25 protein-coding genes are annotated in these 23298 nt (G+C 52.0%); 3 read left to right on the forward strand and 22 right to left on the reverse strand.

Annotated features, from left to right (window positions below; genetic code table 11):
• Positions 1–646 precede the first annotated feature (646 nt).
• The 6 genes from MCJ35_RS20460 to MCJ35_RS20485 all read right to left on the reverse strand — a co-directional run bounded on the left by MCJ35_RS20460 (position 647) and on the right by MCJ35_RS20485 (position 6148).
• The gene (locus MCJ35_RS20460) at positions 647–1390 is read right to left on the reverse strand and encodes a GntR family transcriptional regulator (RefSeq protein ID WP_025485578.1); all 744 of its coding nucleotides are present in this window, start codon (positions 1388–1390) and stop codon (positions 647–649) included.
• 167 nt (positions 1391–1557) lie between these two features.
• A complete protein-coding gene (locus MCJ35_RS20465; protein WP_025485577.1) occupies positions 1558–2589 on the reverse strand; it encodes a uroporphyrinogen decarboxylase family protein in 1032 nt (343 codons plus the stop codon).
• Positions 2590–2876: 287 nt separating this feature from the next.
• On the reverse strand, positions 2877–4181 hold the full coding sequence (locus tag MCJ35_RS20470; RefSeq protein WP_025485575.1) for a TRAP transporter large permease: 1305 nt from the start codon (positions 4179–4181) through the stop codon (positions 2877–2879).
• Positions 4174–4695 (reverse strand): TRAP transporter small permease, encoded by a 522-nt coding sequence (locus MCJ35_RS20475; protein WP_025485573.1) that lies wholly within the window; start codon positions 4693–4695, stop codon positions 4174–4176. The genes MCJ35_RS20470 and MCJ35_RS20475 overlap by 8 nt, the downstream gene beginning before the upstream one ends.
• Positions 4696–4753: 58 nt before the next feature.
• Complete coding sequence (locus MCJ35_RS20480) at positions 4754–5905, reverse strand: TRAP transporter substrate-binding protein (protein ID WP_227795800.1); 1152 nt, start codon at positions 5903–5905, stop codon at positions 4754–4756.
• 66 nt (positions 5906–5971) lie between these two features.
• Positions 5972–6148 (reverse strand): hypothetical protein, encoded by a 177-nt coding sequence (locus tag MCJ35_RS20485; RefSeq protein ID WP_155858469.1) that lies wholly within the window; start codon positions 6146–6148, stop codon positions 5972–5974.
• Positions 6149–6280: 132 nt separating this feature from the next.
• On the opposite strand from MCJ35_RS20485, the gene MCJ35_RS20490 reads away from it, so the two are divergent.
• Positions 6281–6652, forward strand: coding sequence for a helix-turn-helix domain-containing protein (locus MCJ35_RS20490; RefSeq protein WP_025485569.1), 372 nt, complete (start codon positions 6281–6283; stop codon positions 6650–6652).
• 39 nt (positions 6653–6691) lie between these two features.
• On the opposite strand, the gene MCJ35_RS20495 is transcribed toward MCJ35_RS20490, so the two are convergent.
• Complete coding sequence (locus MCJ35_RS20495; RefSeq protein ID WP_025485568.1) at positions 6692–6967, reverse strand: helix-turn-helix domain-containing protein; 276 nt, start codon at positions 6965–6967, stop codon at positions 6692–6694.
• Positions 6968–7098: 131 nt separating this feature from the next.
• Between MCJ35_RS20495 and MCJ35_RS20500 the strand changes: the two genes are divergently transcribed.
• A complete protein-coding gene (locus MCJ35_RS20500) occupies positions 7099–7428 on the forward strand; it encodes a helix-turn-helix domain-containing protein (RefSeq protein ID WP_008719793.1) in 330 nt (109 codons plus the stop codon).
• A 64-nt stretch (positions 7429–7492) separates the two neighbouring features.
• Here the strand turns inward: MCJ35_RS20500 and MCJ35_RS20505 are convergent, their stop codons facing one another.
• The 4 genes from MCJ35_RS20505 to MCJ35_RS20520 form a co-directional block, all read right to left on the reverse strand.
• A complete protein-coding gene (locus MCJ35_RS20505) occupies positions 7493–8527 on the reverse strand; it encodes a ketopantoate reductase family protein (protein WP_025485567.1) in 1035 nt (344 codons plus the stop codon).
• 19 nt (positions 8528–8546) lie between these two features.
• Positions 8547–10262, reverse strand: coding sequence for a M28 family peptidase (locus tag MCJ35_RS20510; RefSeq protein ID WP_025485565.1), 1716 nt, complete (start codon positions 10260–10262; stop codon positions 8547–8549).
• A 208-nt stretch (positions 10263–10470) separates the two neighbouring features.
• Complete coding sequence (locus MCJ35_RS20515) at positions 10471–11262, reverse strand: SDR family NAD(P)-dependent oxidoreductase (protein ID WP_227795804.1); 792 nt, start codon at positions 11260–11262, stop codon at positions 10471–10473.
• 216 nt (positions 11263–11478) lie between these two features.
• Positions 11479–13077 carry an AbgT family transporter gene (locus MCJ35_RS20520; protein WP_025485563.1) on the reverse strand — a complete coding sequence of 533 codons (1599 nt, stop codon included), beginning with the start codon at positions 13075–13077 and terminating at the stop codon, positions 11479–11481.
• A gap of 131 nt (positions 13078–13208) precedes the next feature.
• Between MCJ35_RS20520 and MCJ35_RS20525 the strand changes: the two genes are divergently transcribed.
• Positions 13209–13538 (forward strand): helix-turn-helix domain-containing protein, encoded by a 330-nt coding sequence (locus MCJ35_RS20525; protein WP_025485561.1) that lies wholly within the window; start codon positions 13209–13211, stop codon positions 13536–13538.
• 66 nt (positions 13539–13604) lie between these two features.
• On the opposite strand, the gene MCJ35_RS20530 is transcribed toward MCJ35_RS20525, so the two are convergent.
• The 11 genes from MCJ35_RS20530 to dhaL are packed head-to-tail and all read right to left on the reverse strand — an operon-like array spanning position 13605 to position 23294.
• Complete coding sequence (locus MCJ35_RS20530) at positions 13605–14591, reverse strand: uroporphyrinogen decarboxylase family protein (RefSeq protein WP_081739191.1); 987 nt, start codon at positions 14589–14591, stop codon at positions 13605–13607.
• A 56-nt stretch (positions 14592–14647) separates the two neighbouring features.
• Positions 14648–15640, reverse strand: coding sequence for a Gfo/Idh/MocA family protein (locus tag MCJ35_RS20535; RefSeq protein ID WP_240299632.1), 993 nt, complete (start codon positions 15638–15640; stop codon positions 14648–14650).
• A gap of 9 nt (positions 15641–15649) precedes the next feature.
• A complete protein-coding gene (locus MCJ35_RS20540) occupies positions 15650–16621 on the reverse strand; it encodes an aldo/keto reductase (RefSeq protein WP_025485557.1) in 972 nt (323 codons plus the stop codon).
• Between the two features lie 44 nt (positions 16622–16665).
• Entirely contained in the window at positions 16666–17385 is a 720-nt protein-coding gene (locus tag MCJ35_RS20545; RefSeq protein ID WP_025485556.1) for an ABC transporter ATP-binding protein, read from the reverse strand.
• Positions 17378–18151, reverse strand: coding sequence for an ABC transporter ATP-binding protein (locus MCJ35_RS20550; protein ID WP_025485553.1), 774 nt, complete (start codon positions 18149–18151; stop codon positions 17378–17380). Before MCJ35_RS20550 ends, MCJ35_RS20545 begins: the two co-directional genes overlap by 8 nt.
• Positions 18148–19176, reverse strand: a complete 1029-nt coding sequence (locus MCJ35_RS20555) for a branched-chain amino acid ABC transporter permease (RefSeq protein WP_025485552.1) — start codon at positions 19174–19176, stop codon at positions 18148–18150. Before MCJ35_RS20555 ends, MCJ35_RS20550 begins: the two co-directional genes overlap by 4 nt.
• A 1-nt stretch (position 19177) precedes the next feature.
• The gene (locus tag MCJ35_RS20560; RefSeq protein ID WP_025485551.1) at positions 19178–20053 is read right to left on the reverse strand and encodes a branched-chain amino acid ABC transporter permease; all 876 of its coding nucleotides are present in this window, start codon (positions 20051–20053) and stop codon (positions 19178–19180) included.
• Between the two features lie 45 nt (positions 20054–20098).
• Positions 20099–21331, reverse strand: coding sequence for an ABC transporter substrate-binding protein (locus tag MCJ35_RS20565; RefSeq protein WP_240299633.1), 1233 nt, complete (start codon positions 21329–21331; stop codon positions 20099–20101).
• Between the two features lie 17 nt (positions 21332–21348).
• Positions 21349–22134 (reverse strand): triose-phosphate isomerase family protein, encoded by a 786-nt coding sequence (locus MCJ35_RS20570; RefSeq protein WP_025485549.1) that lies wholly within the window; start codon positions 22132–22134, stop codon positions 21349–21351.
• A gap of 28 nt (positions 22135–22162) precedes the next feature.
• Complete coding sequence (locus tag MCJ35_RS20575) at positions 22163–22624, reverse strand: RpiB/LacA/LacB family sugar-phosphate isomerase (protein WP_025485548.1); 462 nt, start codon at positions 22622–22624, stop codon at positions 22163–22165.
• 31 nt (positions 22625–22655) lie between these two features.
• The gene (gene dhaL / locus MCJ35_RS20580) at positions 22656–23294 is read right to left on the reverse strand and encodes a dihydroxyacetone kinase subunit DhaL (protein WP_034577535.1); all 639 of its coding nucleotides are present in this window, start codon (positions 23292–23294) and stop codon (positions 22656–22658) included.
• Positions 23295–23298 lie beyond the last annotated feature (4 nt).

Raw genomic sequence — 23298 nt, forward strand, 5'->3', positions numbered from 1 at the left:
CGTCATACCAGACTATAGAAGGTTGAAAACAATATATAAAAGAAAAAGACTCACCACAAAAAGGGCATAACAGGCAGACCGATATCCTTCATCTTCCCGTTGATGTTTTTTTAGAGGCAGTGGCCGGATGAGACAGCAACCTCTTCATAACCCTGGCCAGGAGGCTGGGGTGGGAGGCGGACGGGATTGATGTGACTGTGGAGGGTGTTAGGGATACTTGCCGGGAAAGGCGGCGGGGACAGGGTCGCAGAGAGGGCGTTCAGCGCCCGAACGGAGCCCGCCCACGGACGGGAAATCATCAAGATTTCCCGGTAGTTGGCGGGTTGCCCTGTCACCGGCGGCTTTCCCGGCTAGTACAGCCTTGCGCAAATAGCGGTGAAGTCAGTGCCTGATATCTGCGTCAGGAGTGCGTCTGCAAAGCGACGGCGTAGTGGGCGCTACGACTAGCTTTGCAGGCGTGCTCCTGGCGTAGATAGCGGGTGCTGAATTCACTGGTATTTGCGCAAGGCTGTACTAGTATCCCTTACGCCCGGAACCCGGAACATCAATCCCGTCCGCCTCCCGCCCCTGACTCCGGAAACAAACCAGGCAGAGGTTGCGTACTATCCCGCACACACCCCTGCCTATAAAACCCCATCATCCCACCTCAAAACTCCAACGTAATAAACGGCTTATTCGCCTGCGCCACACAAACCGTGGTTGTCAGCGCCAGGACTTCATTTCCCTTATACACAAAGTTATCCCATGTAAACAGATCATCCTCTTTATCCACCGGGAGGGAAGTTATATCCATATCCTCCGTAATCTGTGTATTCACATATATCTTGATATGGGTGGGCTTTTCATGGAAATATTTCCGGATATATTCATGCAGGAAAATCTTCTCAAGCGCCTCGCTGTCAAAGGTGTGATTGCTGCATACGGAAAGGGGAAGGTAGTTGTAGTCCAGTTCGTTCGGCTGGCCCTCCAGACAGACACAGCGCACGATTTTATAAACATACGACCCCTGAGCCAGATTAAGTTTTTCGCATAACGCCGGACCTGCCGGGATAATCCCATGTTCAATCAGCTTGTGCGGTCTGTAAACAGACTGCTCAAAGGGGGCAATCTTAATCTCGCTGGCAAATGCCATTGACTTCTTGTCGGTGTTTCCCTCCGATGACAGGACATATGTCCCTTTTCCCCGAATCCGTTCCACCACCCTTGCATTGGCAAGTTCCTTGATTGCCGTGCTGACTGTAATCCGGCTGACATCAAACTGTTTGGATAGCTCTGCTTCAGAGGGAATCCTGTCACCCTCCGATAATATACCATCCTTTATCTTCTGCAGGATGTAATTCTGTATCTGAACATATTTAGGAACATATGAAATATCATCTTCATTCAACATCTACGACTACCTCTCTCTCACTATCTGTCCTGTTATCCGGACACCCGGACATATCCAGGCCCGGCACACATCAACAGAATAGCCGGAAACCAGTACAGCCATGCCCTAAATCCACAGCCATCAGCCACTGATTACAGCAGACCCCAAGCAAAGCCGTACTGGTATCATCAATTCTTCTCGTGTGCCGCCATAATAAATGCCCTTAATTCATCATCATATGTATTCAGGGCCAGCGAACAGTCAGGCGCCAGCATGAATGGAATATCCTTCATACGCTTTAACGTATTTCTGGTCATGGCCCCAATCTCATCCGCCTTATGCTGCCCAAAAAGCCGTTCGTCACAGCCTCCCATAGGAGTGATGGTTCTGTCCAGCCAACGAGGTGCACTGTCTAAGGCCGGATTGCCGGTTGCACTCTCCGGCCAGTGCAGGATATCGATGGGATAATGGGCAAAATATTCAGGATTCACATCCAGCCCGCAGGCATGTACCATTATCTTGCAGGGTTTCAGGGCATCCATCATCTCCAAATCATATGGTTTTACAAACTCCTCCCACTCTTCCTTTGTCAGATAGGTGGAGCGGGAAAGGCCTGTTGCACCATAAAACACCCCAAACAGACCATTATGAATCAGCTGTCTGGAATAATCTGCCATGGTAGCAGTTATATTCTTTAAAGTACGGTGTACCAGCTCCGGCTGCTCATGCATGAGCGTAACCATTAAATCATCCCGGCTGGCTGCACGGTAACGCCCAATTGGATTTACCGCGCACAGCTTTTGCAGGATACTGGTGGGACACATCATGGTCTGGAAAATAGGGGCGCCGTCCGCAACCCCTTCCTGGATTGCTTTTACCGCCTCAATCTGTTCTGCAAAGGGGCCTTTATTTCCGGGCAGTACCGTGATTTCATCCAAATCCTCCGCACTTCCCACCGGTCCTTTTATGCATTTTGGCAGAACACCCTCATAGTTTTCAAAATCAAACTCTCCTCCCCATGCCTCCTCATAATAGGATGCCCTGGGCTGCAGCTTGACATAATCCCAATCATATGTCCTATGCCAATCCAGCATGGTTTCGGCAAAAAGTCCCACTCCACTGTGTTCTTTCTCGATAAAATGACGCCACGCCGAAACCGGAGGACGGTCTGCCAGTTCACCATTGAGTACCGCTAATACACGTTCCTTCTTAGTCCACATAATAAACTCTCCTTCAAATTTTTGGTTTTAGGTTTGATAAGCTGCCAAAAATCCAAAAAAGAGCCATGCTGTCACGCTATAATCGACATTATAGCATAGCTTTCTTTTTAGGGCAATTATATTTTTTCCGGCCTGTTTGGGAGTTTTTTTTGTAAATATTGCAATATACAAAAAAATCCTCCGGCTGAAAAGCCGAAGGACTGGTAATCTTACCATTCATAAAAATAGCTGCCATATCATATTGTCTGAATTACTGTCTCAATACCCTCATCCTGGCACTGCCCGCCCTACGCCGGAAATGCCGTTGGAACCAGTAGCTTTGGCAGGAACAGGAACAGATCCGGGAACACCATGCCCAGGAAAATAATCAGCAGGGTCACACCGATGATAGGGGCCACGCCCTTAAATGCCTGCGGGATGGTTATTTCGCCAATCTGAGAGGTAATCATCAGACAGGTGCCGTAGGGCGGCGTAACCATGCCCAGGGACAATGTAAGTACCACAATCAGCCCCAGATGGATATCGTTGATGTTAACCACGGCCCCCAGCTGTTTAATCACTGGAAGAAAGATGATGATGGCCGTAATCGGACTCAGGAAGGTACCGATAAACAGCAGGAACAGCACCAGAAGCATGTACACTCCCAGATAGGAGCTGGTGACGCTTAAAATAGCATCCGCAATCATCTGGGGCGCATTCAGGTAGGCGATGAGCCAGCCCGTGATTCCCGCAGCCGCCACCGCAAACATGCTCAGTGAAAAGTCCATGGCTGTCTTTAACAGGATTTTCGGGACATCCTTCACCTTGTAGGTGCGGTATACGCCAAACATCAGGACCAGCGCATAAAAACAGGATATTGCTGCTGATTCAGTAGCTGTAAACAGACCGCTGGTGGTTCCGCCCAGGATAATCAGCGGAAGGAAGATAACCGGAAGGGCTGACTTAAGCGCCTTGCCCCTCTGCCCCCAGGTGTATTTCTCACCCTTGGGATAATTGTGTTTCACTGCCATATAGTATGTATACAGGCACTGGGCAAGGGCAATCAGGAAGCCCGGTACAAAACCAGCGATGAAAAGTGCGCCGATGGAAGCCCCGCTCATGGCGCCGTACACCACCAGCAGCACGCTTGGCGGGATGATGACGCCAAGGGTGGATGAGCAAGCGGTGATGGCTACGGAGAATCCACTGTCATAGCCGGACTTCCTCATGGCCGGGATAATCATGGCGCCGATGCCTGCGGCATCAGCCTGGGCGGAACCGGAAAGATGTCCGAACAACAGGCTGATCAAGACATTCACATGGCCCAGGCCGCCCCGTATATGGCCCACGAATGCGTCGCAGATGACAAACAGCCGGTCGGTGATACCGCCTTTATCCATAAGCTGGGCCAGCAGCATGAACAACGGCACCGCAAGCAGTGAGTAATTATTGACGGAGTTATACATGCTGTTGATGGCGCTGGTCATAGGAATCCCCATCTTCACAATCACCACCAGGGATGACAGGCCCAGGGCATAGGCAATGGGTATCTTGACCATGACCATGACAGCAAAGCCTGCCAGCAGGATTAATAGCAGTTGACCGTTATCCATTGTTAACCTCCTTTTTGCCGTTCACTAATAAAACCATTTTCTTAACATCGCTGACAATGTCGAGAATGGTATACCACATCATGAAACACCCTGATAAGGGAATGCACATGAAGAAATATGCCTGAGGAATATTAATGGCCGTGGACATACGTTTCAGGCCCATTATGGTATAATCGTAACCATAACGGATCAGCACATAAAAGAAGATGATACCGGCGATATCGCCTACGATATCCAGAAAACAATTTGACTTTTCAAAACGTTCCGGCAGAAAGGCCAGCACATAATGGGCGCGGTGGCGTACAGCGATGGCGCTTCCGAGGAATACAGCCCACACAAAGCACACCACGCTGATATCATTGGCCCATACCATGGAAATCTTCAGGAAATTACGGCAGACAACCTGCAGGGAGATGACAACAACGAAAGCCGCGACTGACAGGATGCCGATACCCTCACATATTTTCTCAATGGCATCCGACAGTGTTTTTATTGCCTTTGAAATAGTATCCATTTGAAATTTTCCTTTCCCATTGCGAATAGGTACTAAAAATACCAACCTTCAACCCTTGTTACTGGATGAGGCCGTTAATCAGGTCCAGGAGCTCCTGTCCGTCACAATCAGAAGCAATCTTAGGATACAGTTCTTCAACAATCGCCTTAAACTCGGCGGGGTCAGGCTCACAGACAATCAGCCCATGGTCCTCTACCAGGGAATCCAGAAGGGTATCATCCGCTTCATCAGCAATCTGGCTTCCAAGCACAGCGGCTTCCTTGCCCACTTCCATGAGAAGGTCCTGGAACTCTTCCGGAAGCCTGTTATAGCTGATTTCACCTATGGTGATATGGGTAGGCGTGAACTGGTGGGCTGTCTTGATGTGGTAATTCGCAACCTCATACAGCGCATTGGTGTCAAATGCAGCCAGTGTGCACTCAAATGCCGCAACGGTATTGCTCTGGACCGCGGAATAGATGTCATTAAAACTCATGGCCGTGGGTATGGTCCCAAGCGCCTGCCATACCAGGGCTTCGGTTGCCGAGGATGTGGTCCTCATCTTAATGTTCTTCAGATCAGCCACCGACTCAATGGGCTTGTTGGTATGCAGGTCCCTCTGTCCGCCGTTGCTTAAGCCCAGCAGTACCAGGCCAAGCCCGTTGGAATCATACAGGCCCTGGATATATTGGAACAGCTGGCCATCCTGGTCCAACAGTCCCTCGAATACATCGCGGTTGGGAAACAGGTATGCCAGGGACAGGATCTGGAACTGGCTTACAAATGGAGCTGCGTTCTGAGTGGATCCAATGACGATATCCAACGCCCCCGTGCGCATATCATCAATGGTCCCCTCGTCATTCCCCAGCTGTCCGCCCGGGAAAACAGTGGCTTCTATGGCCCCGCCGGAACGCTCCTTTAACTGTTCCGCCATATACTCTCCCATCTGTACCCATGCATGGTCTCCGGTAACCACGGTGGCAATCCTCAGATGGAACTGTCCCTCTGCGTACTGGGAACCGGTTGTCTCCTCCTGCTTTGCCGCATCCCCTGCCGGTTCCGTGGCTGCCTCACCGGATTTGGCGGTGGTTCCGGCATCGGATGGTTTGGCCCCGCTTGGACTGGAACCGCAGGCTGCCAGGGACGATGCCACTGCCGCCGCCAGAATCATGGCGGCAAACCTCTTTTTCAGGCCCGTTCTCTTAAATCCTGTGTCTGTTCTGTGAATCATGTTTACTCCTCCTCCTTAAATCATGTTGTTTTTGCAGATATGTAATGTAAATACCCCACTTAACACTTAGGCCGGACGCCCTGCCGGATGCTTGCAAAGGTGCTTTAAATCAGCTATCCCCTCCTTTTTCATAAGACAGTGTATCCAGCCTTTCAGATAGTAGTAGTCAGCCGGAGACTGTATATAAATCGCCCCAAGCTTGACAGCTATTTCCCTCACATCCTCTCTTTTTTCACTTCCCATCAGCACCCCTCCCTTCTTTTGTTTTCAATGAAATCATATTAGCATTCTTTGAAATCAAAGTCAATAGTTTTCCTGGTTTTGTGTTTACTTTGAAAACAAAATGCACTATAATTCATTCATGGAGGTGTAACTGTGGATATCCATGAACGATTAAAGTACCTGCGCACACAATTAGGGCTCACCACCCGTGCTTTTGGCGCATCCATCAACATGACCGGCGGAGCCATAACCAATATGGAAAAGGGCTTAAGGAACATCACTGACCGCACGCTGAAAGATATCTGCCGGGAATATAATGTAAATCCGGAATGGCTGACAGATGGCAGGGAACCGGTATTCCTGGATACCGTCAGCTCCCTGGACGTGGAAGAAGACGTCAAGCAGCTGGCAAGACAATACAGCCTGTTAAATGATAAAGACAGGGAATTGGTGAAAAGCATCATCCATTCCTTATATGAAAAAATAGAGCCGCAGAAAACAACCGATAAGAAAACAAAATCTTGAATTTCCCAAAAGAGGGGGGGATCCGGAACCAGGATAGGTTCAGGGTATGCCCCGTTCTTTTTGTCTGATAAATGGTTCCATTGTAATCATCCCCCCATAACGGACCTGCTTAACCCCCTTCCTCCTGTGGCCTACCAGATAGTCCAGGGAACAGTCAAAGAGATCCGCCAGGCACTCAATCTCATAAAGGGTGAATTCACACTTTCCATGGAGCTTATAAACCAACGCGCTTAAAGGAAGTCCCAGGATGGCTGCCAGCTGATGGACCGTATAGCCACCCCGTTCCATCTCAATACGGATATTCGGATAAATCATGTGGTCCCACCTTCCTCAATTATCTAACTTTTGTGAGTTACATAGCTTTATTATACTCGCTTTAGATAGTTTGTCAATAAAAGATTGACGCTTCTGCTCTCAAATGTTAATATCGTTCTGGAGGTAAGAATATGGAATTTAATGAAAGTCTGAAACGGTTATTGATAGAAAAAAACATGAAGCAGGCAGACCTGTGCCGCCTGGCCCACATCCAGACATCCCTTATGTCCGAGTATATCAATGGCAAGAAAAGTCCCACCATCGGCAATGCCATCCAGATGGCCGATGCCCTGGATATATCCCTGGACACCCTGGCCGGCAGGGAGGAACGCGTCCGTTACTCAGATTCTGTAAGCAGTGTCTATGTATCCCGGCTGAACGAATGCATGGATGGATTATCTGAAAATGAATGTACATTCGTGATGGACGTCATACGCGCAATGAAGGAAGATTTGAGGTAGATAAAATAAAAAGCAGGGGGCGCAGCCTCTAAAGCCACGTCCCCTCTGCCTTGAATCTTCCATGTCACAACAACTGCTTCAATCCCTCCGGATATATTTTCCCATACTCAGATTTCAATTCCAGGAGGTTCTCCGTGCAGATCATACGCCTGCCTCCCTCTATCTCCTTCACCATGGATACCAGCTTCCTGTTAAGCGGAAGGTCAAGACCCAGGCGTTCACCCATCTGAACCACAATCCCTACTGTACCGTCAATCTCGCTTTTACGCCTGCGCACCGCCAGGTCCCGGTATAAGCCGGTATAGTTCTTCACCATGGGACGGTAGTGGTCCGCTGTCACCTTCAGGGCTTCCCTGTACCTGCCCTGACGGTACAGGTCCGGGCGGAAATCATCAAAGGATATCAGTTCTATGTTCAGGGCTTTTGGTACCTGCATGGCTTCCAGGGCGATACAGGCAATGGTTTCCTGGGCCGGTTGGTACTCCATTCCGCCCGGGATCAGCAGGTGGGTTATGCCGGTGGCAAACATGGCGCATATGTTAACCTGCTTGCTCCAAAGCTGGCGCATGATCTGACTGCTTATCTCCACTTGTTGGAAGGAACTGCACAGTTCCTGCAGATGCATCAGACGTCCGGTCACCTTGCCATCCAGCTCTCCAATCACAAAATTGCTGTGGCCTCCAAACTGTATGACACCAGGCTCAATATAATCCGCAGCCCAGTTGACAAATGCGCCTATGACCCTTTGTTCCCCCACGTATTCCGCAATCACATATTCGTTGATGCCGTTCTGCAGGCTGACCACATAACCGTCGTCCTTTAACAGCGGGGCTATCCGTTCCATGGCGGCTCTTGTATGCTGCGTCTTTGTAGCCAGGAACACCGCCTCCAGAGGTTCATTTAACCCATCGATAAGCGCAGCCTTTACCGGGACCGTGAAATCCCCGTTTACAGGATCCCGGATTGTCAGGCCCCGCTCATTCATGGCACGGACATGTTCCGAAACCGCATCCACATACAGGATATCCGTTCCCGCCCTGGACAGCCAGGCCCCCATGGAAGCGCCAATCCCTCCGGCCCCTATCAGTGTATATTTCATCTGCTTCCTCCCATTTGGTTTACCGGCCGTCTGCTTCCATCCGCAGAAGGGCCTGTCTCAAAAAGTAATGGACCCGGTTGCGCTCACGGATCAGCTGACGCTCCAGGAACTTAAACCCATCCTGTTCCTTATCCATGGAGGCCAGCTCCGGAATCTGGTCAAATTCAGGGAAGGCCGGAATGGGAACAGCCAGGTCCACCTGGAATAAATCCCCGTTTTTACAGTAATGCACGGGAATGAGTATCCTGTTTAAATCCATACACAGCCGGTTCACCCTCTCCGCTTCCCTGCATAGGGCTTCATCCATCCCGTCCAGCTGGTTCAGGCGGATGATATGCTCATCCAAAAGCCGGAATTTTTCTTTCAGATGCAGTACCATTTCCATGATTCCTGTTAAGTCAAAGGTCCCGGCAGCCTCCTTCTGATACTGTTTTAGATTCCCCAGCATCTCATCTGCCAGTCCCTCATAGGCAAAGGGATACACGTTGGACATAACGGCCCTGCTGATGGCCAGGGCGAAAATCTGCGCGTCCCTGCACAGTTCCTCCTCCCCCAGCTGTCCGAATACATCCTGGGTGGTATGCCAGTACCAGGGAAGGCCCGGCATGAACGTACCCTGGCCCTGTCCTTCGGAAGGCTGCAGTGACAGGCATTCAAACAGGGTGGGAAGGCCGTGGGCCCAGAAGGACTGGTCGCCATTGCGCTGGATGCGCATATAATCCGGGTCCTGACCGGTCCTCTCCCTGACCACCTGGCGTCCCAGGGCGTAACACTGCCGGTTGCACTCGATATGGGAGAAATCCACGGACCCTTTTGTACCAACGGTATCGATGTCAAAGTTCATTACCCCATGGTCGTGGATGTCCTCCCAGTACGTGTCCGCATACCAGTTGCTGCCGCTGTACCGGCCGTTGCTGTGGCCGCTCCACCAGACAAACCGGATGTTGGTGTTCATCCTGTCCGTATGTCTGCTGAATACCCGGGCCAGCTCCAGCACCACCGCATTGGAGCCTCCGTTATCCGTCCCTCCTTTGTGCCACGAATCCACATGACCGCCGAACATGACAAACCGGTCCGTGGGCCTTAACGCCTTAAGTTCCGCCGTACACACAGGCACGGTCCTGAACCGGGTGGAAACCTCCGCCCTTATCCTGACCCTGGATTCCCCTTTTTCAAGGCATTCCAGCAGCTGCCTGCCATCCTCTGCATTGACTGTCACCACCGGTATCCTGGACAGAAGGTCCAGGGTGGATGGGACCGGCTGTCCCCATATGGGACTGATGGACATGTTGTACGGGTAAGCCCCGCCCGTGATGCAGATAATGCCCACGGCTCCCCTGTCCTCCAGGGCCTTGCAGGGAACTGCCGAGGCAAGGCCTTCCATCACTGCTATCTTCCCCTTAATGTCCTGTCCATCCCGGACATACACGGCTTCCCCCTCCAGGCCGCCGCATCCCGTGGAGGCCCCATAACTGTGGGTAATACAGGACTTAAGCGCCCTGCCGCTGCCCAGCGTCAGGCTGGCTGATACGGGAAGGCTGATATAATTCTCCACATAGTGTATTTCCACATCCAGCCCCAGGTCCTCCATGACCTGACGGAAATATTCGGCCGCCCTCTTCTCTCCCGGACTTCCTGACTCCCTGTCCTGGCTGGTAATATATCCTGCATGTTCCATGAGCCTGGAGGCGCTTATCTCCTCCAGGAATACATGTTCAAATTCCTTATTTGTCATCTGCCGCACTCCTTTATATCCGGCGTCCCTTACACAGTGTCCCCTGCACGCAATGCTCTTTCAATACAGCGCCTTTCCTACATCGAGTCATTCCTATGCAATGCAATTCCTATAGAGCGCCTTTCCTACATTGAGTCATTCCTAATGCAATGCAATTCCTATACAGTTCCATCCCTATACAGTGTCATCTCTTCACAGCGTCTTCCGTTTATCCGTCCTCATATGGCACCCGGCCGCAGGATTCGCCTCCGTCAATGATGAAGTCGCTTCCGGTAATCCAGTCCCCACACCCGCTCACAAGAAAACATACCATACGCGAGATATCCCTGGGACTCCCAGGCCGCCGCAGAAGGATGCGCGGGATGATATTGGCCCGGACCGCATCCTTACCCGCATCGCCTTCCCAGCGTCCCACCTCCACATATCCTACGGACACTGAGTTCACATTAATATGGGCTGGAGCCAGTTCCAGGGCCATTGCCCTTGTAAGGCCCAGTATACCGGCCTTACTGGCGCAGTAATTACTGAAATCCACCCTGCCGGAATGGGCAGCCCCGGAGGTGATGTTGACCACCCGGCCCGGCAGGCCCGCGTCAGTCAGACGACGGCAGATTTCCCTGGACATGTACATGGTCCCTTTTAAATTAACATCGATTGTGTGGTTAATCTGCTCATCGCTCATGCGTATCAGCGGCGACACATCATAGAAATACCCCGCGTTATTCACCAGGATTCCCACCGGGCCTCCGTAAAATGCCTGCGCCTCCTCCGCCATGCGGGCGCAGTCCTGTGAACTTGAGATATCCCCCTGAAGTATGCACACCCGCCTGCCCATGCCCTCAATCTCACGGGCCAGTTCCTCACATTGCGTCCTGGAAGTCCTGCATGTCAGGACCATGTCCGCTCCCAGTCCCGCCAGGTCCAGGCTCAGCGCCCTTCCTATACCTCCGCCTGCGCCTGTGACCATTGCCACCTGATTGGTCAAATCCATGGATATCATATTCCTTCTCCTCTCTTTTCATTAACAACATACTGCCCTAACCGCAGTCCCGCAGCCTGCTGCCTGTCTTCCATGCAGTCCTATGCCCATGCAGCCCTATGCCCATGCAGTCCTATGCCCATGCGGTTCCTTGTCCAGACAGTCCATTAACCAGTACAGTTACATATCCATACAGCCCCCTGCCAATGCACTTCCCTATCCACACCTCCCCTGTCATCACAGGAAAATACCAGCCCCCGGTCCAAGGGGCAGATTCAGGAAATAGAAAACCAGTACCAGAAGGAAGAACACCAGCAGATATGCAAGGGCATAGGGGATTTCCATGGAAATAAGGGTACCGATGCCCACCTTGTCCTCCTGGCTCACCTTATATGACTCCAGCAGTCCCAGGGCAATGGGTACATTCAGCTCCACCGGCGAAAGGATGTTAAAACAGGAATCGCCGATACGGTACAGAATCTGGGTCATGGCCGGGCTGATATCCAGCATGGCCAGCATAGGCACCAGGAAGGGTGCCAGCATGACCCACTTGCCGCTGTTGCTGGTGATGAACAGGTTGCAGAAACAGGAGAGCAGGATAATCAGTATGAACAGCCCCACATTCCCCATATTCAGCCGGATTAACAGGCTTGCCCCCTTGGCCGCCAGCACCGTGGCAATCCCGCTGCGGGAAAACAGGTCCACAAAGATGCAGGCTGTCAGACAGACAATCATGAAGGAAGCCGCCATGTCCAGACACTTCTCCATCAGGATGGGGATATCCTTCCACTGCCTGATTGCCTTAACCCCCACTCCATAAGCAGTTCCCACTGTCATGAAGAAAAAGAACAGAAGGGGGATGATCATGTTCAGGAACGGGGAATTAGGAATCAGGGTTCCGTCCGCGCTCCGCATGAATGACGACTTAGGGATACATGCAATGACAATCAGGGCCAGATACGCCAAGGCCGCCCAGCCCGCATACTTAAGCCCTCTCCCCTCCTCCTTTGTCACCCTCATCTTCTCCAGCTCACCTGCATCCTTCTTAAGGACCAGCTCCGGGTGCTGGCGGTTAAGGTGGGGTACCGTCACATACTTAGTGACCAGGACACAGGCCGCTGTAATGATAAACGTAGCTGCCGCCACATAGTAATAGTTGATTGCCGCATGGGTGGGCGCAAGGGCGCCGCTGGCGTCCACAATGTGGTTGGCCTCCACAATCTGGGCCGATATCCCGGCCAGCGTGGTGTCTGTGGCCGCAATCATGAGACAGGCCGTGTAACCGCCGTTGGCTGCCGCATAGCCCATGATGATGCCAATCCATGGATGCAGTCCCAATGACTTAAAGACAGCCGCCGCAATGACCATGGTAAACACCACACCCGCCCCAAAGCCAATACTGGAATTAACGCCTACAAAGGCAATGGTAATGAACACTATCATAATCGGCGCGCCGATTACCGCCTTGCGCATCAGGGCGTCAAACAGGCCCAGTTTTTCAGCATATCCAACAGCCACCGTCATGAATATAAGCATGCCCAGCGGATAATAATTGACGAAAATGCTGATAAAGTTGGTAAGGTAATAGGCCAGGGTATCAAAGGTCATCAGGTTGGTGACCTGGGCCGACGTAACCTGTATGGCCCCATCCACCACATTCTCATAAGAAGCAGACCAGCCCATCCCGTACAGGACGGCGCTGAGGACCACGGTGACAAGAGCCAGGCTGGCAAACAGCCAGAAGGGATGGGGCAGCAGGTTCCCCACCTTCTCAACCGCGCCCATGGAGCGCTCCAGCCAGTTTCTTCTTACTGCCCCTCCATCATCTTTACTCATTTACATCCTCCTTTCCATATTGCTATCATTTGTTAGTTTTATATATCAATTATACTATCTTTAGTTAGTTTGTCAATAAAATATTGACTGCGGCACACACAAATGCTAATATCTTCCTGGAGGTAGGAAACATGGGATTTAATGAGAATTTAAGATTGTTATTGATACAGAAAGAAATGAAGCAGGCAGACCTGTGCCGCATGACCGGCATACAGACCTCCCTTATGTCCGAATACATAAGCGGCAGGAAAAGCCCCACCATCAGAAACGCCATTCTCATTGCTGATGCTTTCGATATCTCCCTGGACACCCTTGTGGGAAGGGAAGAACGGGTCCGCTATTCAAAACGCGCCGATCATGCATATGGGATACAGCTGAACGAATCCATGGACGGATTGTCGGAAAAGGAATATACCTTTGTGCTGGATGTGATAAAGGCCATGCGCCAGCACCTTAAGTAGGAAAGGGCCAGGCGCATTAACTGCGCCTGGCCTTTGTATACACAAACTTCATTATATTAAATGTAATCATCCCATGGACTCCAGGGCTTCCCGCACCCATATAAGATGCTTCCAGTCAATGGAGAACGGCAGCGAACAGTCCGCGGCCACCACCAGCCCTTCCCGGCCTGCATCCTCAACAATCTTTTTGGCAGCAGCCTTAATCTCCTCCTCACTCCCCGTATTCAGGATTCCCTGGACCGTATTGGCAAAACCGCCTACCACGCATCGGTTTCCAAACAGCCTCTTACCTTCTGACAGAGGAACCCCTTCCACATTAACAGCCCAGTTAACCGCCTTTGACTTATATCCGGTCCACTGGTCCACATGGTTGTGCCTTCCCTCATAACCGCATACATGTAAAATGGAGCAGTCATTGATGGCATTGGCCGCCTCCAGCACCTGCCGGTCCGCCTCGCCGAAATACGTTTCATGTTCCTCATCGCTGATAAGATCCACATTCTGGTTCTGCACACAGTAGTAAATACCATCCATGCCGCCGTCCTCCATCAAAGCGCGCACCAGGTTCACGGTGCCCTCGCTTATCCGCTTCATGGCATCCCCCATCTTCACCGGATTTTCCCGGAACGCAGCCATGAACACCTCCTCACCGTGCAGTATGCGGAACAGCATGGAAGGCGAGAACACATTATAGATATAAACCGTCTCATCACGCAGCTGTGAAATACGCCGCGCGCTTTTCACATGTGCCTGGATCCAGGGATGTCCCCGGTCCAGGGCCTCAATCCCCGCAAAATCCTCCACGGACTTAAAATGGACCAGCCCGTCACTTGGATATCTGAACAGCCCATCGCACATGACCTTCACAAAATCCGGCTGCACTTCATTGATATAGCGCCGGTGCCCCTCATATAATGCATCCAGGATTTCCGGATTCTCCATTGCATCGGCTTTGTCTTCATTCTTTACAAAATGGAACCAAAAGGAAAACGGTACACGGTCAACCGGCTGCCCGTTAAAAGCAGCCATAATACGTTCGCGGTGATTCATCATAAGCCCTTCTTTCTTCAATTTATATGGTAATCCAATGATTTACATTTCCCTGTAATCTAAATCTCGATATAGCGCCCTTCCCGGTTGGAACGGTAAACCGCGTCCACAACCTCCATGACCCGCAGCCCGTCCCTGGCGGATACAGGCGGCGGCCCGTCATTAAGGATGCATTGAAAAAACGCCTCATCCACAAGGGTTTTCTCCACCTCCCTCTGGCTGGGCACATCCGGCAGGCAGAAGTATTCCGTCTGGCCGTCCGCCAGTTCCACGCAGACCGGCGCCTTCTGGCCGTATAAGGTAATGCTGCCTTTGGTGCCAAATATCCGGGTGGTGCGGTCATTGCCGTTATAACTGACACGGCTGGCCGTCAGACTGGCAATCACGCCGTTTTCATACTGGAGGATTGCCATGGCGGTGTCATCCCCGCTGGTCACGCAGCGGCTGCGCCCCTGTGCGTCAACCCGGGTCAGACGCGCCGTCACCCCGCTCACAGAGGATGAGAGCAGGTAATGCATCAAATCAATCCGGTGGCTCAGCACCTCGATTGCCGCATTGTAATCTTCCGGACAGGCATCATCCATGGGCAGATCCAGTCCCAGGCAGCTGCGCACATTCAGCACTGTACCAATCACACCTGCATCCAGTAATTCCCTGGCCTTTATGTGGGGTCCGTAATAACGCTGGTTATGGGAAACCATCAGTTTGGCTTCTGCAATATCCGAAGCCTCCAGCATGAGCGCTGCCTCCCCGGCCGTAACACTCATTGGCTTTTCACACAGGACATGTTTCCCAGCAGCCAGTGCAGCCAGCGTATACCTGCAGTGGGTAGATGCCGGGGTACAGATGATAACCGCGTCCACGCAGCTGTCCGCCCAGATTTCATCCAGACACCCATAAGCTTTACAGCCCAATTCACCGGCATCCCTCCTGCTGTGTTCCAGGCTGCGGTTATAGATTCCGTGAAGGACCGCCAGACCCGACCGCCTTATATTAGGAATATGCCTGGTATGGGCAATATTCCCGCTTCCGATTATAACTGTGCGTATCATAAAATGCCCCTACTTCTTTTGTTTGGACACAGAGCTGGACAAATCGCTTTTGCCCTCGTCCCTCAGCTGCGCCCGGTACAGTTCATACCACTCTTCCCTGGTCAGCTCCACATCAATGCCCGTGCATATATCCTTCAGCCTCTGTGCATTGGTGGTGCCGATAAGGGGCTGGATTTTCGCAGGATGGCGCAGGATCCAGGCAATGGCAATAGCTGATTTGGAAACCTGTCTTTCCTCCGCCAGACGCCCGGCCACCTGGTTCAGCTCAGGATACTGTTCATTTTCCATAAAAGGTCCGCCGTAAAAGCCGAACTGGAAAGGGCTCCATGCCTGGATGGTCATTTTATGGATGCGGCTGTAGGTAAGGACATCCCCATTGGTATCCGCAAGGGCATGGGGCTGCATGCGCAGGGGCTGGGACGCGTCCACCAGATCGGGATGCGCCACTGAAAACTGAAGCTGGTTAATGATAAGCGGCTGCCGCACGCAGGTTTTCAGCAGTTCCACCTGCATGGGCTTGTGGTTGGAAACGCCGAAGCACCGCACCTTTCCGGTGGAATGGAGATAATCAAATGCCTCTGCCACCTCCTCCGGTTCCACCAGTGTATCCGGGTGGTGAAGCAGGAACAGATCCAGATAATCCGTTCCCAGGCGCCTTAAGCTTTGCTCCGCAGACTTGATGATATGCTCCTTTGACTGGTCGTTATACAAGGTCTGTACCTGGTCGCGGATAAGGGTGCACTTTGACTGGATCTGGATGCGCTCCCTGACGGAAGGCGTCTTCAGATCCAGTATTTCCCCAAAAATCTCCTCACTTTTCCCAAATCCGTAAACATCCGCATGGTCAAACAGGCGGATGCCCAGGTCCAGGGCCTGATGCACCACCTTCTTCGCATCCTCCAGGGGCACACGGCAGATGCGCATACACCCCAGAGCCGCTGCCGAGGATTCCACCATGCCGCCAATCATGATCTGTTTCATAAATACTCCTCTCCAAAAAACATTTTATTCCGTATCCACCGCAATCAGGAATGGGCATTGCCCAGATATGCCTTCCTTACCTCTTCATTGCTGCGCAGTTCCTTAGCCGGTCCGTGGAGTGAAATCCTTCCTGTTTCCAGGACATATCCGTAATCAGCCACCTTAAGCGCCATATTGGCATTCTGCTCAATCAGCAGGATGGTCACGCCCTGATGGTTGATATCGCGGATCAGGTCAAAAATCAGTTTCACCAGATTGGGCGCCAGGCCAAGGGAAGGCTCATCCAGCAGAAGAAGCTTTGGATTACTCATCAGGGAGCGGCCGATTGCCAGCATCTGCTGCTCACCGCCGGACAGGGTGCCCGCCTGCTGTTTCAGACGTTCCTTCAGCCTGGGGAATAACTGGCAGACCCGCTCATAACCGTCGCTGATCATCTTTTTCTGGTTCCTGACGGGAAATGCGCCCAGGCGCAGGTTCTCCTCCACCGTAAGGGACGGGAACACCTCCCGGCCTTCCGGTGAAAGGCTGACGCCCCGTTTAACAATTTTGTGAGGCCCCATATTGGCAATATTTTCACCGTTAAGTTCGATAACAGAGCCTTCCGCCACCTTTAAGATTCCTGTGGCGGAAAGGACCGTGGTGCTTTTTCCCGCGCCGTTGGATCCCACCAGGGTAACAATCTTCCCCTCCGGCACATCCAGGTCAATACCCTTCAGCGCGTGGATTGCTCCGTAATAAGTATTCAGATTCCGTATTTTAAGCATCCTCATCCTCCTCCTGACCAAGGTAGGCTTCGATGACCCTGGGATTGGCGGCAATTTCCTTTGGCAGTCCGGAAGCTATAAGTTTGCCGTAATCCAGCACATAAATGCGGTCCGAGATATTCATGACCACGTTCATATCGTGCTCGATCATCAGGATGGTATATCCCTGGTCCCGCAGTTCTTTTATGAAATCCAGCAGATCCTCGGACTCCTGTGGGTTCATGCCGGCAGCCGGCTCATCCAGAAGCAGTACCGAGGTGTCTGTGGCAATGGCACGGGCAATCTCCAGCCGGCGCTGCAGGCCATAGGGCAGGTTCTGGGCATAGTCATTGGCATAATCCGCCAGACCGATGGATTCCAGTATATCCATGGCCTTCTGGGTGCTTTCCCTTTCAACCCTGCGGTATCTGGCTGTCTTAAACACCAGGTCGGGAAATGAATACCTGATATTGATACTGCCGCCTATGAGGACATTTTCAATGACACGCATTTCCTTAAACAGCCTGATATTCTGGAAGGTACGGGCAATACCGGCCCCCACGATGGTCTGGGGCCTGTTATTCTGGATTGGTTTTCCCTTGAATATGATTTCCCCTGATGTCACCTGGTAGACACCGGTCAGCATATTGAACAGTGTTGTTTTGCCCGCCCCATTGGGTCCGATGATGCTGATGATTTCCCCCTGTTCCACATGGAGGGAAACGTCATTGACAGCCACAAGGCCCTTAAACTTTTTGGTCACGTTTTTCATTTCAAGAAGACTCATACCGTGTCACCGCCTGGACTAGATTTGTGTTTAAAAGTTACGCCCTTTGGAAATTGGTAGGGCCGGTCGGATAAGTTGCCCAAGAGGCCCTGGGAGCGGAAACGCATCATGACGAGAAGTATGAGTCCGTATACCACAAACCGGTATAATGCAAATGACCGCAATACTTCGGGGAATGCCACTAAGAGTACCGCTCCAAGTATCTGCCCCTTGATACTGCCCATGCCGCCCAGAATACAGATGCAGACAATGAGCATCGAAGTGTCAAAGTTAAATGTGTTAGGATCAATGTAACGGTTCATTGCCGCAAAGGTTGCGCCCGCAAGCCCGGCCAGTCCCCCTGCAATGGCAAAAGCCGTTACTTTATAGCGTTCCACGCTGACTCCCATAAGAACGGTGGCCAGCTCGTCGTTTTTAATTGCCCGCAGGGTCCGTCCCAGTTTTGAATTGTCAATAGCCGCGCAGAATGCAATGGAAAGGATGAGTAAAAACAGCACCAGCAGATACAGGCCGCCATTCGCCGTTGTCAGTTCATATCCCATGATTCTGGGACGGGGGATCTGCTGGATCCCAAATGCCCCGTTGGTCACATCCTCCCAGCTGAGCAGGACCATCCTGACAACCTCGGCAAAGCCCATGGTGGTAATGGCCAGATAAGAACCGGAAAGCCTCATGGTGGTCAGTCCCAGCAGCATACCAAGAACCACAGAGAACAGGACGCCAATGACTGCGGAACTAAAGAAGCCCATGCCGTACCGGGTGCCCATGATAGCCGATGCATAGGCGCCGATGGAGTAAAATGCAGCATGTCCCATGGACAGCATACCGGTCAGCCCAAGTATGATATTCAGGCTCAGTGCAAGCATGGCATACAGGCCAATCATAATCAGCACGCGGTACATATACTGGTTTACATTGAGGAAATAGAGGGCCACCAGCGCCACGGCCAACGCCAGATGGACCGTTTTGTCATATTTCCAGTAAAGTTCTTTCAGATTGCGGAATATATTCTTCATGGTATCCATTCTACACCTTCACCGTCACTTTCTTACCAAAGACCCCGTTGGGGCGGATGATTAAAACCAGGAACAGGATGATGAATGCGGTGGCGTCCCGGTAGGCCCCGCCCAGGTAGGTGACGGCAAGGGCCTCTGCAACCCCCACCACCAGTCCTCCCACCACTGCCCCGTGGAGCACGCCGATTCCGCCAAGAACAGCTGCGGCAAACGCCTTCAGCGCAATCTGTACCCCCATCGTGGGATAAACAGTGTTGTAGTAGCCTGCAACCAGAAACGCTGCAAGGGCCGCTGAAATCCCAGAAAGGGCAAAGGTAAATGTTATGACATTGCGCACATTGACGCCCACCAGCTGCGCCGCACGCACATTCTGTTCCGTCCCCCGCATGGAAAGCCCTATGCTTGTCCGGTAAATCAAGAGGGTAAATACAGACAGCATCACAAGGGATACAAGCGCAATCACCACCTGTGTGGAATTCAGCCGGATTCCGGCCACATTCCATACCCCGAAATCGAATATCTTTGGAAATGGTTTACGTTCACTTCCAAACGCAATCATCAGAAGATTCTGTACAATATAGGAAAAACCCACCGTACTGATAAGCGCCGCAATGCTGGGCGTGTTCTTTTCCCTCAGGGGAGCCAGCACAATACGGTCAAAGCCCACATTTATAATGGCCGTCAGGACACATGACAGGATGAGCGCGGGTCCCCATCCCCATTCCAGCGTCACAAACAGCAGCGCCACATGGGCTCCCAGGGCATATACTGCGCCGTGGGACATATTGACCAGACGTAAAATCCCGAATACCAGTGAATACCCCACGGCAATCAGTGCATAAATCATGCCAAGAGACAATCCGTTAATAAGCTGCTGAAATAACATGTACTTACCCCCAGTCAATTCATTTAAATAACAATCCGTTTTCCCTTACAGCGAAGCAACAAACTCATTCCACGGCAGGATTACCATGTCCTTTAACTCCACGAACTTGCCGCCGCTCACTTCAAATACCAGCAGGTTCTTCTGTGCATCGCCAATCTCGTCAAAGGTGATGTGTCCTGTAATGGCGTCATAATCCGTATCATACAGTGCATCCTTAATGGCTGAGCGCTCAGCGCTTCCAGCCCGTTCGATGGCCTGGGCAATCATATTCACATTCTCATAGGTCTGCACCGCCATGTTGTCCGGGTCATGTCCTGTCTTCTCATTGAACTGCTGCACGAACTTCTGGGCTGCCGGGTCAGGATTCTCAGGATTGAATCCTGCACACATGCGGACGCCTTCCACCGCGCTTCCGCCAAGGTTAATTAACTCCGTAGAGTAGGCGGAACCAACCGAGAACATTTTAATATCAGGATTCAGGGTGCGGTACTGGTTTGCAAATGGCGCGAAGGTGGCGTACATGGTCAGCACGAAAACAGTATCGCAGTCCTGTTCCATGAACTTGGTGATATTGGCTGAGAACTCCTCGGTTCCATCCATGACCTCTTCCTGAAGCACGATTTCGAAATCCACTTTTCCCTTGACCTGCTCATAGGCAGTCTCCATGGCCTGCAGGGCGCCCTGTCCCCAGTCGTTTTTCAGGACCAGGACACCAACCCGTTTGCTGCCGCTGTTCTGGCAGATCTGAAGGACCGTCTCAACCTCCTGTGAAATCAGTACATTATTACGGAAAATGTACTCACCCATGCCGGAATAATCAGGATGTGACGCGGATGCGGATAACAGCGGTATCCCTGCATCCATATATGTATTGGCTGCCGTCATGGCAACGCCCGATGAAAAATGTCCCAGAACCGCCGCAATGGAGTCGTCGGACGCAATCATCTCCGCAATGGCGCCTACCTCTTCCTGGCTGTTCTTGTCATCAAACTGCAGCAGTTCCACGGGAGAACCGTCCAAAAGGCCGCCGTTACTGTTGATTTCATCCGCCGCTATCTCGCAGGCAGCGTAGAAGTTCTGGCCGTATTCCGCATAGTCGCCTGTCATGGGACCGGAAAATGCGATTTTAATCGGGGTCTTGCCGGAATCAGCCACGGTTTCGCTTGGCGCATCTGCATTCTTGCTGGCAGCCGGTGCTGCTGCTGTTTTGCCGCCGCAGGCCCCCAGGGTGCTGGCTATCATCAGGAGTGACAGGGCAATACTGATCTTTCTTCTCATAAAATTTTCCTCCATTTTCACTTTATTAAGCAAATATCCGCTAAATCATGGATAATCCTGCTGAAGTTATCCGCGTCCCAGGCGCTCCGGCCAATAAAAAGGCCATCAATATCCGGCGCCTGGATCAATTCCCGTGCATTCATGTTGTTGACGCTGCCGCCATAAAGGATGGGAATCCTGTCCCCGGCCTCCCCGCCATATATCTCCCTCAGCGTCTGGCGGATTACCGTATGCATCCGGCTGGCGTACATGACTCCGGCCGGCGTCCCTCCAACCCCGATGGCCCAGACCGGCTCGTAGGCAATCCAGATATGCCGCGCCTGCTCAGGGGACGTATCCCACAGCCCCACCTTCAGCTGGCTCCTTAAAACCTCATTCTGGATTCCCAGTTCCTTCTGGCTGGCCGTTTCCCCCACGCATAGAAGAGGGGTGAAATGATGACGCAGGGCTGCCAGGACTTTCTTGTTCTCAACCTCGTCGTCCTCACCGAAAATATGCCGTCTTTCACTGTGTCCGATGCAGACCAGCCGCACCCCTGTCTCCTCCAGCATAAGAGGCGACACCTCTCCGGTAAACTGTCCTTCATCCTCCCAGCTCATGTTCTGTGCCCCCAGGGTGATGGCCTGGGCCTGGGCGGTCCTTGCCGCTGCATCCAGGGCCGTATAGGAAGGAATCACAAACAGTTCCAGCAGATTCCTGTCAATATCCCGGGTAAGGCTTCCCAATTCGTCCAGGAACGCAACGATCTGGCGTATGGTCTTATACATCTTCGTATTCGTGCCGATATACAGTTTTTTCTGCATTTGCCGTATCTTCTTTCTAAAGGATTCTTCAGCGGAAATTCGCTGATTCCAAATTCGTGATTACCTTTATTTTGGGAGTGGAAGGGCCGTCAATATAATCCAGTTGCAGCCATTCCTTTAAAATCGTTTTTGCCAGCTCCGGCCCAATGACGCGCGCCCCAAAACAGATGACATTGCCGTTATTGCTGAGCACGGAACGCTGGGCGGAAAAAATATCGTGTCCCACGGCTGCCCGGATTCCCTTAAATTTATTGGCTGTCATGCACATACCGATTCCAGTACCGCATATCAGCACCCCCCGTTTCTCATAACCGCTGTCAATAATCCTATCGCACACAGCCTTGGCAGTCAGGGCATAGGGCAGCTGGTCTGACTCGCTTGACACCCCCATGTCCTCCACAGTAATGCCCATCTCCTCAATCGAGCGCTTTAAAATATCCTTCATAGGCACCGCAGCATTATCACAGCCTATGACAACGCAACTTGTCATGTCAGTTTCCTCCATTCCGTTTTGTCAAGATTCATTGTTGTTCCACAAACTCCCGCATGGACCGTAGGATGATCCAGACCGAAGTGGCTCCTGCATCCTGGTGCCCGACGGAACGCTCCATCAGGGATTTGGCCCGCCCATATTTGGCCTGATACTGTTTGGTGTTTTCCACGCCCTGTGCCGCAGCCTTTTCCGCGGCTTCCAGCATGGGAAGCAGTCCCTGGTCCCAGGTCATGCCCATGGCTTTTACTGCTGGTTCCAGGGCATCCACCATGGTTTTGTCCCCCAGCTGGGCCTTGCCCCTTTCCTGGATGACAGCAAGGCTTTTTTCCAGCATCAGGTACAGGTCCTTTGCCGTAAGCTCAGACGCAGGCCCTGCATTCTTAGCCCCGCCCAGATAAAGACTTCCGAATATGACACCGGAAGCCCCTCCCATGCTCATCAGCATGGTTTTCCCGGCCAGTTCAAATAAGGCGTATGCATTCCCGCAATCCGATGCCGCTGCCACCTTATCCTTTGCCTTCTGCATCCCCAGGGCCATGCCGATTCCATGGTCCCCGTCCCCAATGGCGCTGTCCACTTCCGTTAAATACGCCTTGTTCTCAATTATCCTGTCAGCTATGTATGTAATCAGTTCCCGGACATTCTGTTCATTCAGCGTTCCCAGCATTGTC

This window comes from Enterocloster sp. OA13, assembly GCF_022440595.1.
In the GTDB taxonomy this organism is placed as follows: Bacteria; Bacillota; Clostridia; order Lachnospirales; family Lachnospiraceae; genus Enterocloster; species Enterocloster hominis.

What these genes read in the sequence shown, in the direction of transcription:
- MCJ35_RS20515 (WP_227795804.1), bottom strand. Translation starts at nt 11,262, where the DNA reads ATGATATCCATGGATTTGACCAATCAGGTGGCAATGGTCACAGGCGCA.
- MCJ35_RS20495 (WP_025485568.1), bottom strand. Translation starts at nt 6,967, where the DNA reads ATGATTTATCCGAATATCCGTATTGAGATGGAACGGGGTGGCTATACG.
- MCJ35_RS20485 (WP_155858469.1), bottom strand. Translation starts at nt 6,148, where the DNA reads ATGGGAAGTGAAAAAAGAGAGGATGTGAGGGAAATAGCTGTCAAGCTT.
- MCJ35_RS20465 (WP_025485577.1), bottom strand. Translation starts at nt 2,589, where the DNA reads ATGTGGACTAAGAAGGAACGTGTATTAGCGGTACTCAATGGTGAACTG.
- MCJ35_RS20505 (WP_025485567.1), bottom strand. Translation starts at nt 8,527, where the DNA reads ATGAAATATACACTGATAGGGGCCGGAGGGATTGGCGCTTCCATGGGG.
- MCJ35_RS20555 (WP_025485552.1), bottom strand. Translation starts at nt 19,176, where the DNA reads ATGGATACCATGAAGAATATATTCCGCAATCTGAAAGAACTTTACTGG.
- MCJ35_RS20520 (WP_025485563.1), bottom strand. Translation starts at nt 13,077, where the DNA reads ATGAGTAAAGATGATGGAGGGGCAGTAAGAAGAAACTGGCTGGAGCGC.
- MCJ35_RS20575 (WP_025485548.1), bottom strand. Translation starts at nt 22,624, where the DNA reads ATGACAAGTTGCGTTGTCATAGGCTGTGATAATGCTGCGGTGCCTATG.
- MCJ35_RS20525 (WP_025485561.1), top strand. Translation starts at nt 13,209, where the DNA reads ATGGGATTTAATGAGAATTTAAGATTGTTATTGATACAGAAAGAAATG.
- MCJ35_RS20545 (WP_025485556.1), bottom strand. Translation starts at nt 17,385, where the DNA reads ATGCTTAAAATACGGAATCTGAATACTTATTACGGAGCAATCCACGCG.
- MCJ35_RS20470 (WP_025485575.1), bottom strand. Translation starts at nt 4,181, where the DNA reads ATGGATAACGGTCAACTGCTATTAATCCTGCTGGCAGGCTTTGCTGTC.
- MCJ35_RS20570 (WP_025485549.1), bottom strand. Translation starts at nt 22,134, where the DNA reads ATGCAGAAAAAACTGTATATCGGCACGAATACGAAGATGTATAAGACC.
- MCJ35_RS20560 (WP_025485551.1), bottom strand. Translation starts at nt 20,053, where the DNA reads ATGTTATTTCAGCAGCTTATTAACGGATTGTCTCTTGGCATGATTTAT.
- MCJ35_RS20460 (WP_025485578.1), bottom strand. Translation starts at nt 1,390, where the DNA reads ATGTTGAATGAAGATGATATTTCATATGTTCCTAAATATGTTCAGATA.
- MCJ35_RS20530 (WP_081739191.1), bottom strand. Translation starts at nt 14,591, where the DNA reads ATGATGAATCACCGCGAACGTATTATGGCTGCTTTTAACGGGCAGCCG.
- MCJ35_RS20565 (WP_240299633.1), bottom strand. Translation starts at nt 21,331, where the DNA reads ATGAGAAGAAAGATCAGTATTGCCCTGTCACTCCTGATGATAGCCAGC.
- MCJ35_RS20535 (WP_240299632.1), bottom strand. Translation starts at nt 15,640, where the DNA reads ATGATACGCACAGTTATAATCGGAAGCGGGAATATTGCCCATACCAGG.
- MCJ35_RS20510 (WP_025485565.1), bottom strand. Translation starts at nt 10,262, where the DNA reads ATGACAAATAAGGAATTTGAACATGTATTCCTGGAGGAGATAAGCGCC.
- MCJ35_RS20540 (WP_025485557.1), bottom strand. Translation starts at nt 16,621, where the DNA reads ATGAAACAGATCATGATTGGCGGCATGGTGGAATCCTCGGCAGCGGCT.
- MCJ35_RS20475 (WP_025485573.1), bottom strand. Translation starts at nt 4,695, where the DNA reads ATGGATACTATTTCAAAGGCAATAAAAACACTGTCGGATGCCATTGAG.
- MCJ35_RS20550 (WP_025485553.1), bottom strand. Translation starts at nt 18,151, where the DNA reads ATGAGTCTTCTTGAAATGAAAAACGTGACCAAAAAGTTTAAGGGCCTT.
- MCJ35_RS20500 (WP_008719793.1), top strand. Translation starts at nt 7,099, where the DNA reads ATGGAATTTAATGAAAGTCTGAAACGGTTATTGATAGAAAAAAACATG.
- dhaL (WP_034577535.1), bottom strand. Translation starts at nt 23,294, where the DNA reads ATGCTGGGAACGCTGAATGAACAGAATGTCCGGGAACTGATTACATAC.
- MCJ35_RS20480 (WP_227795800.1), bottom strand. Translation starts at nt 5,905, where the DNA reads ATGATTCACAGAACAGACACAGGATTTAAGAGAACGGGCCTGAAAAAG.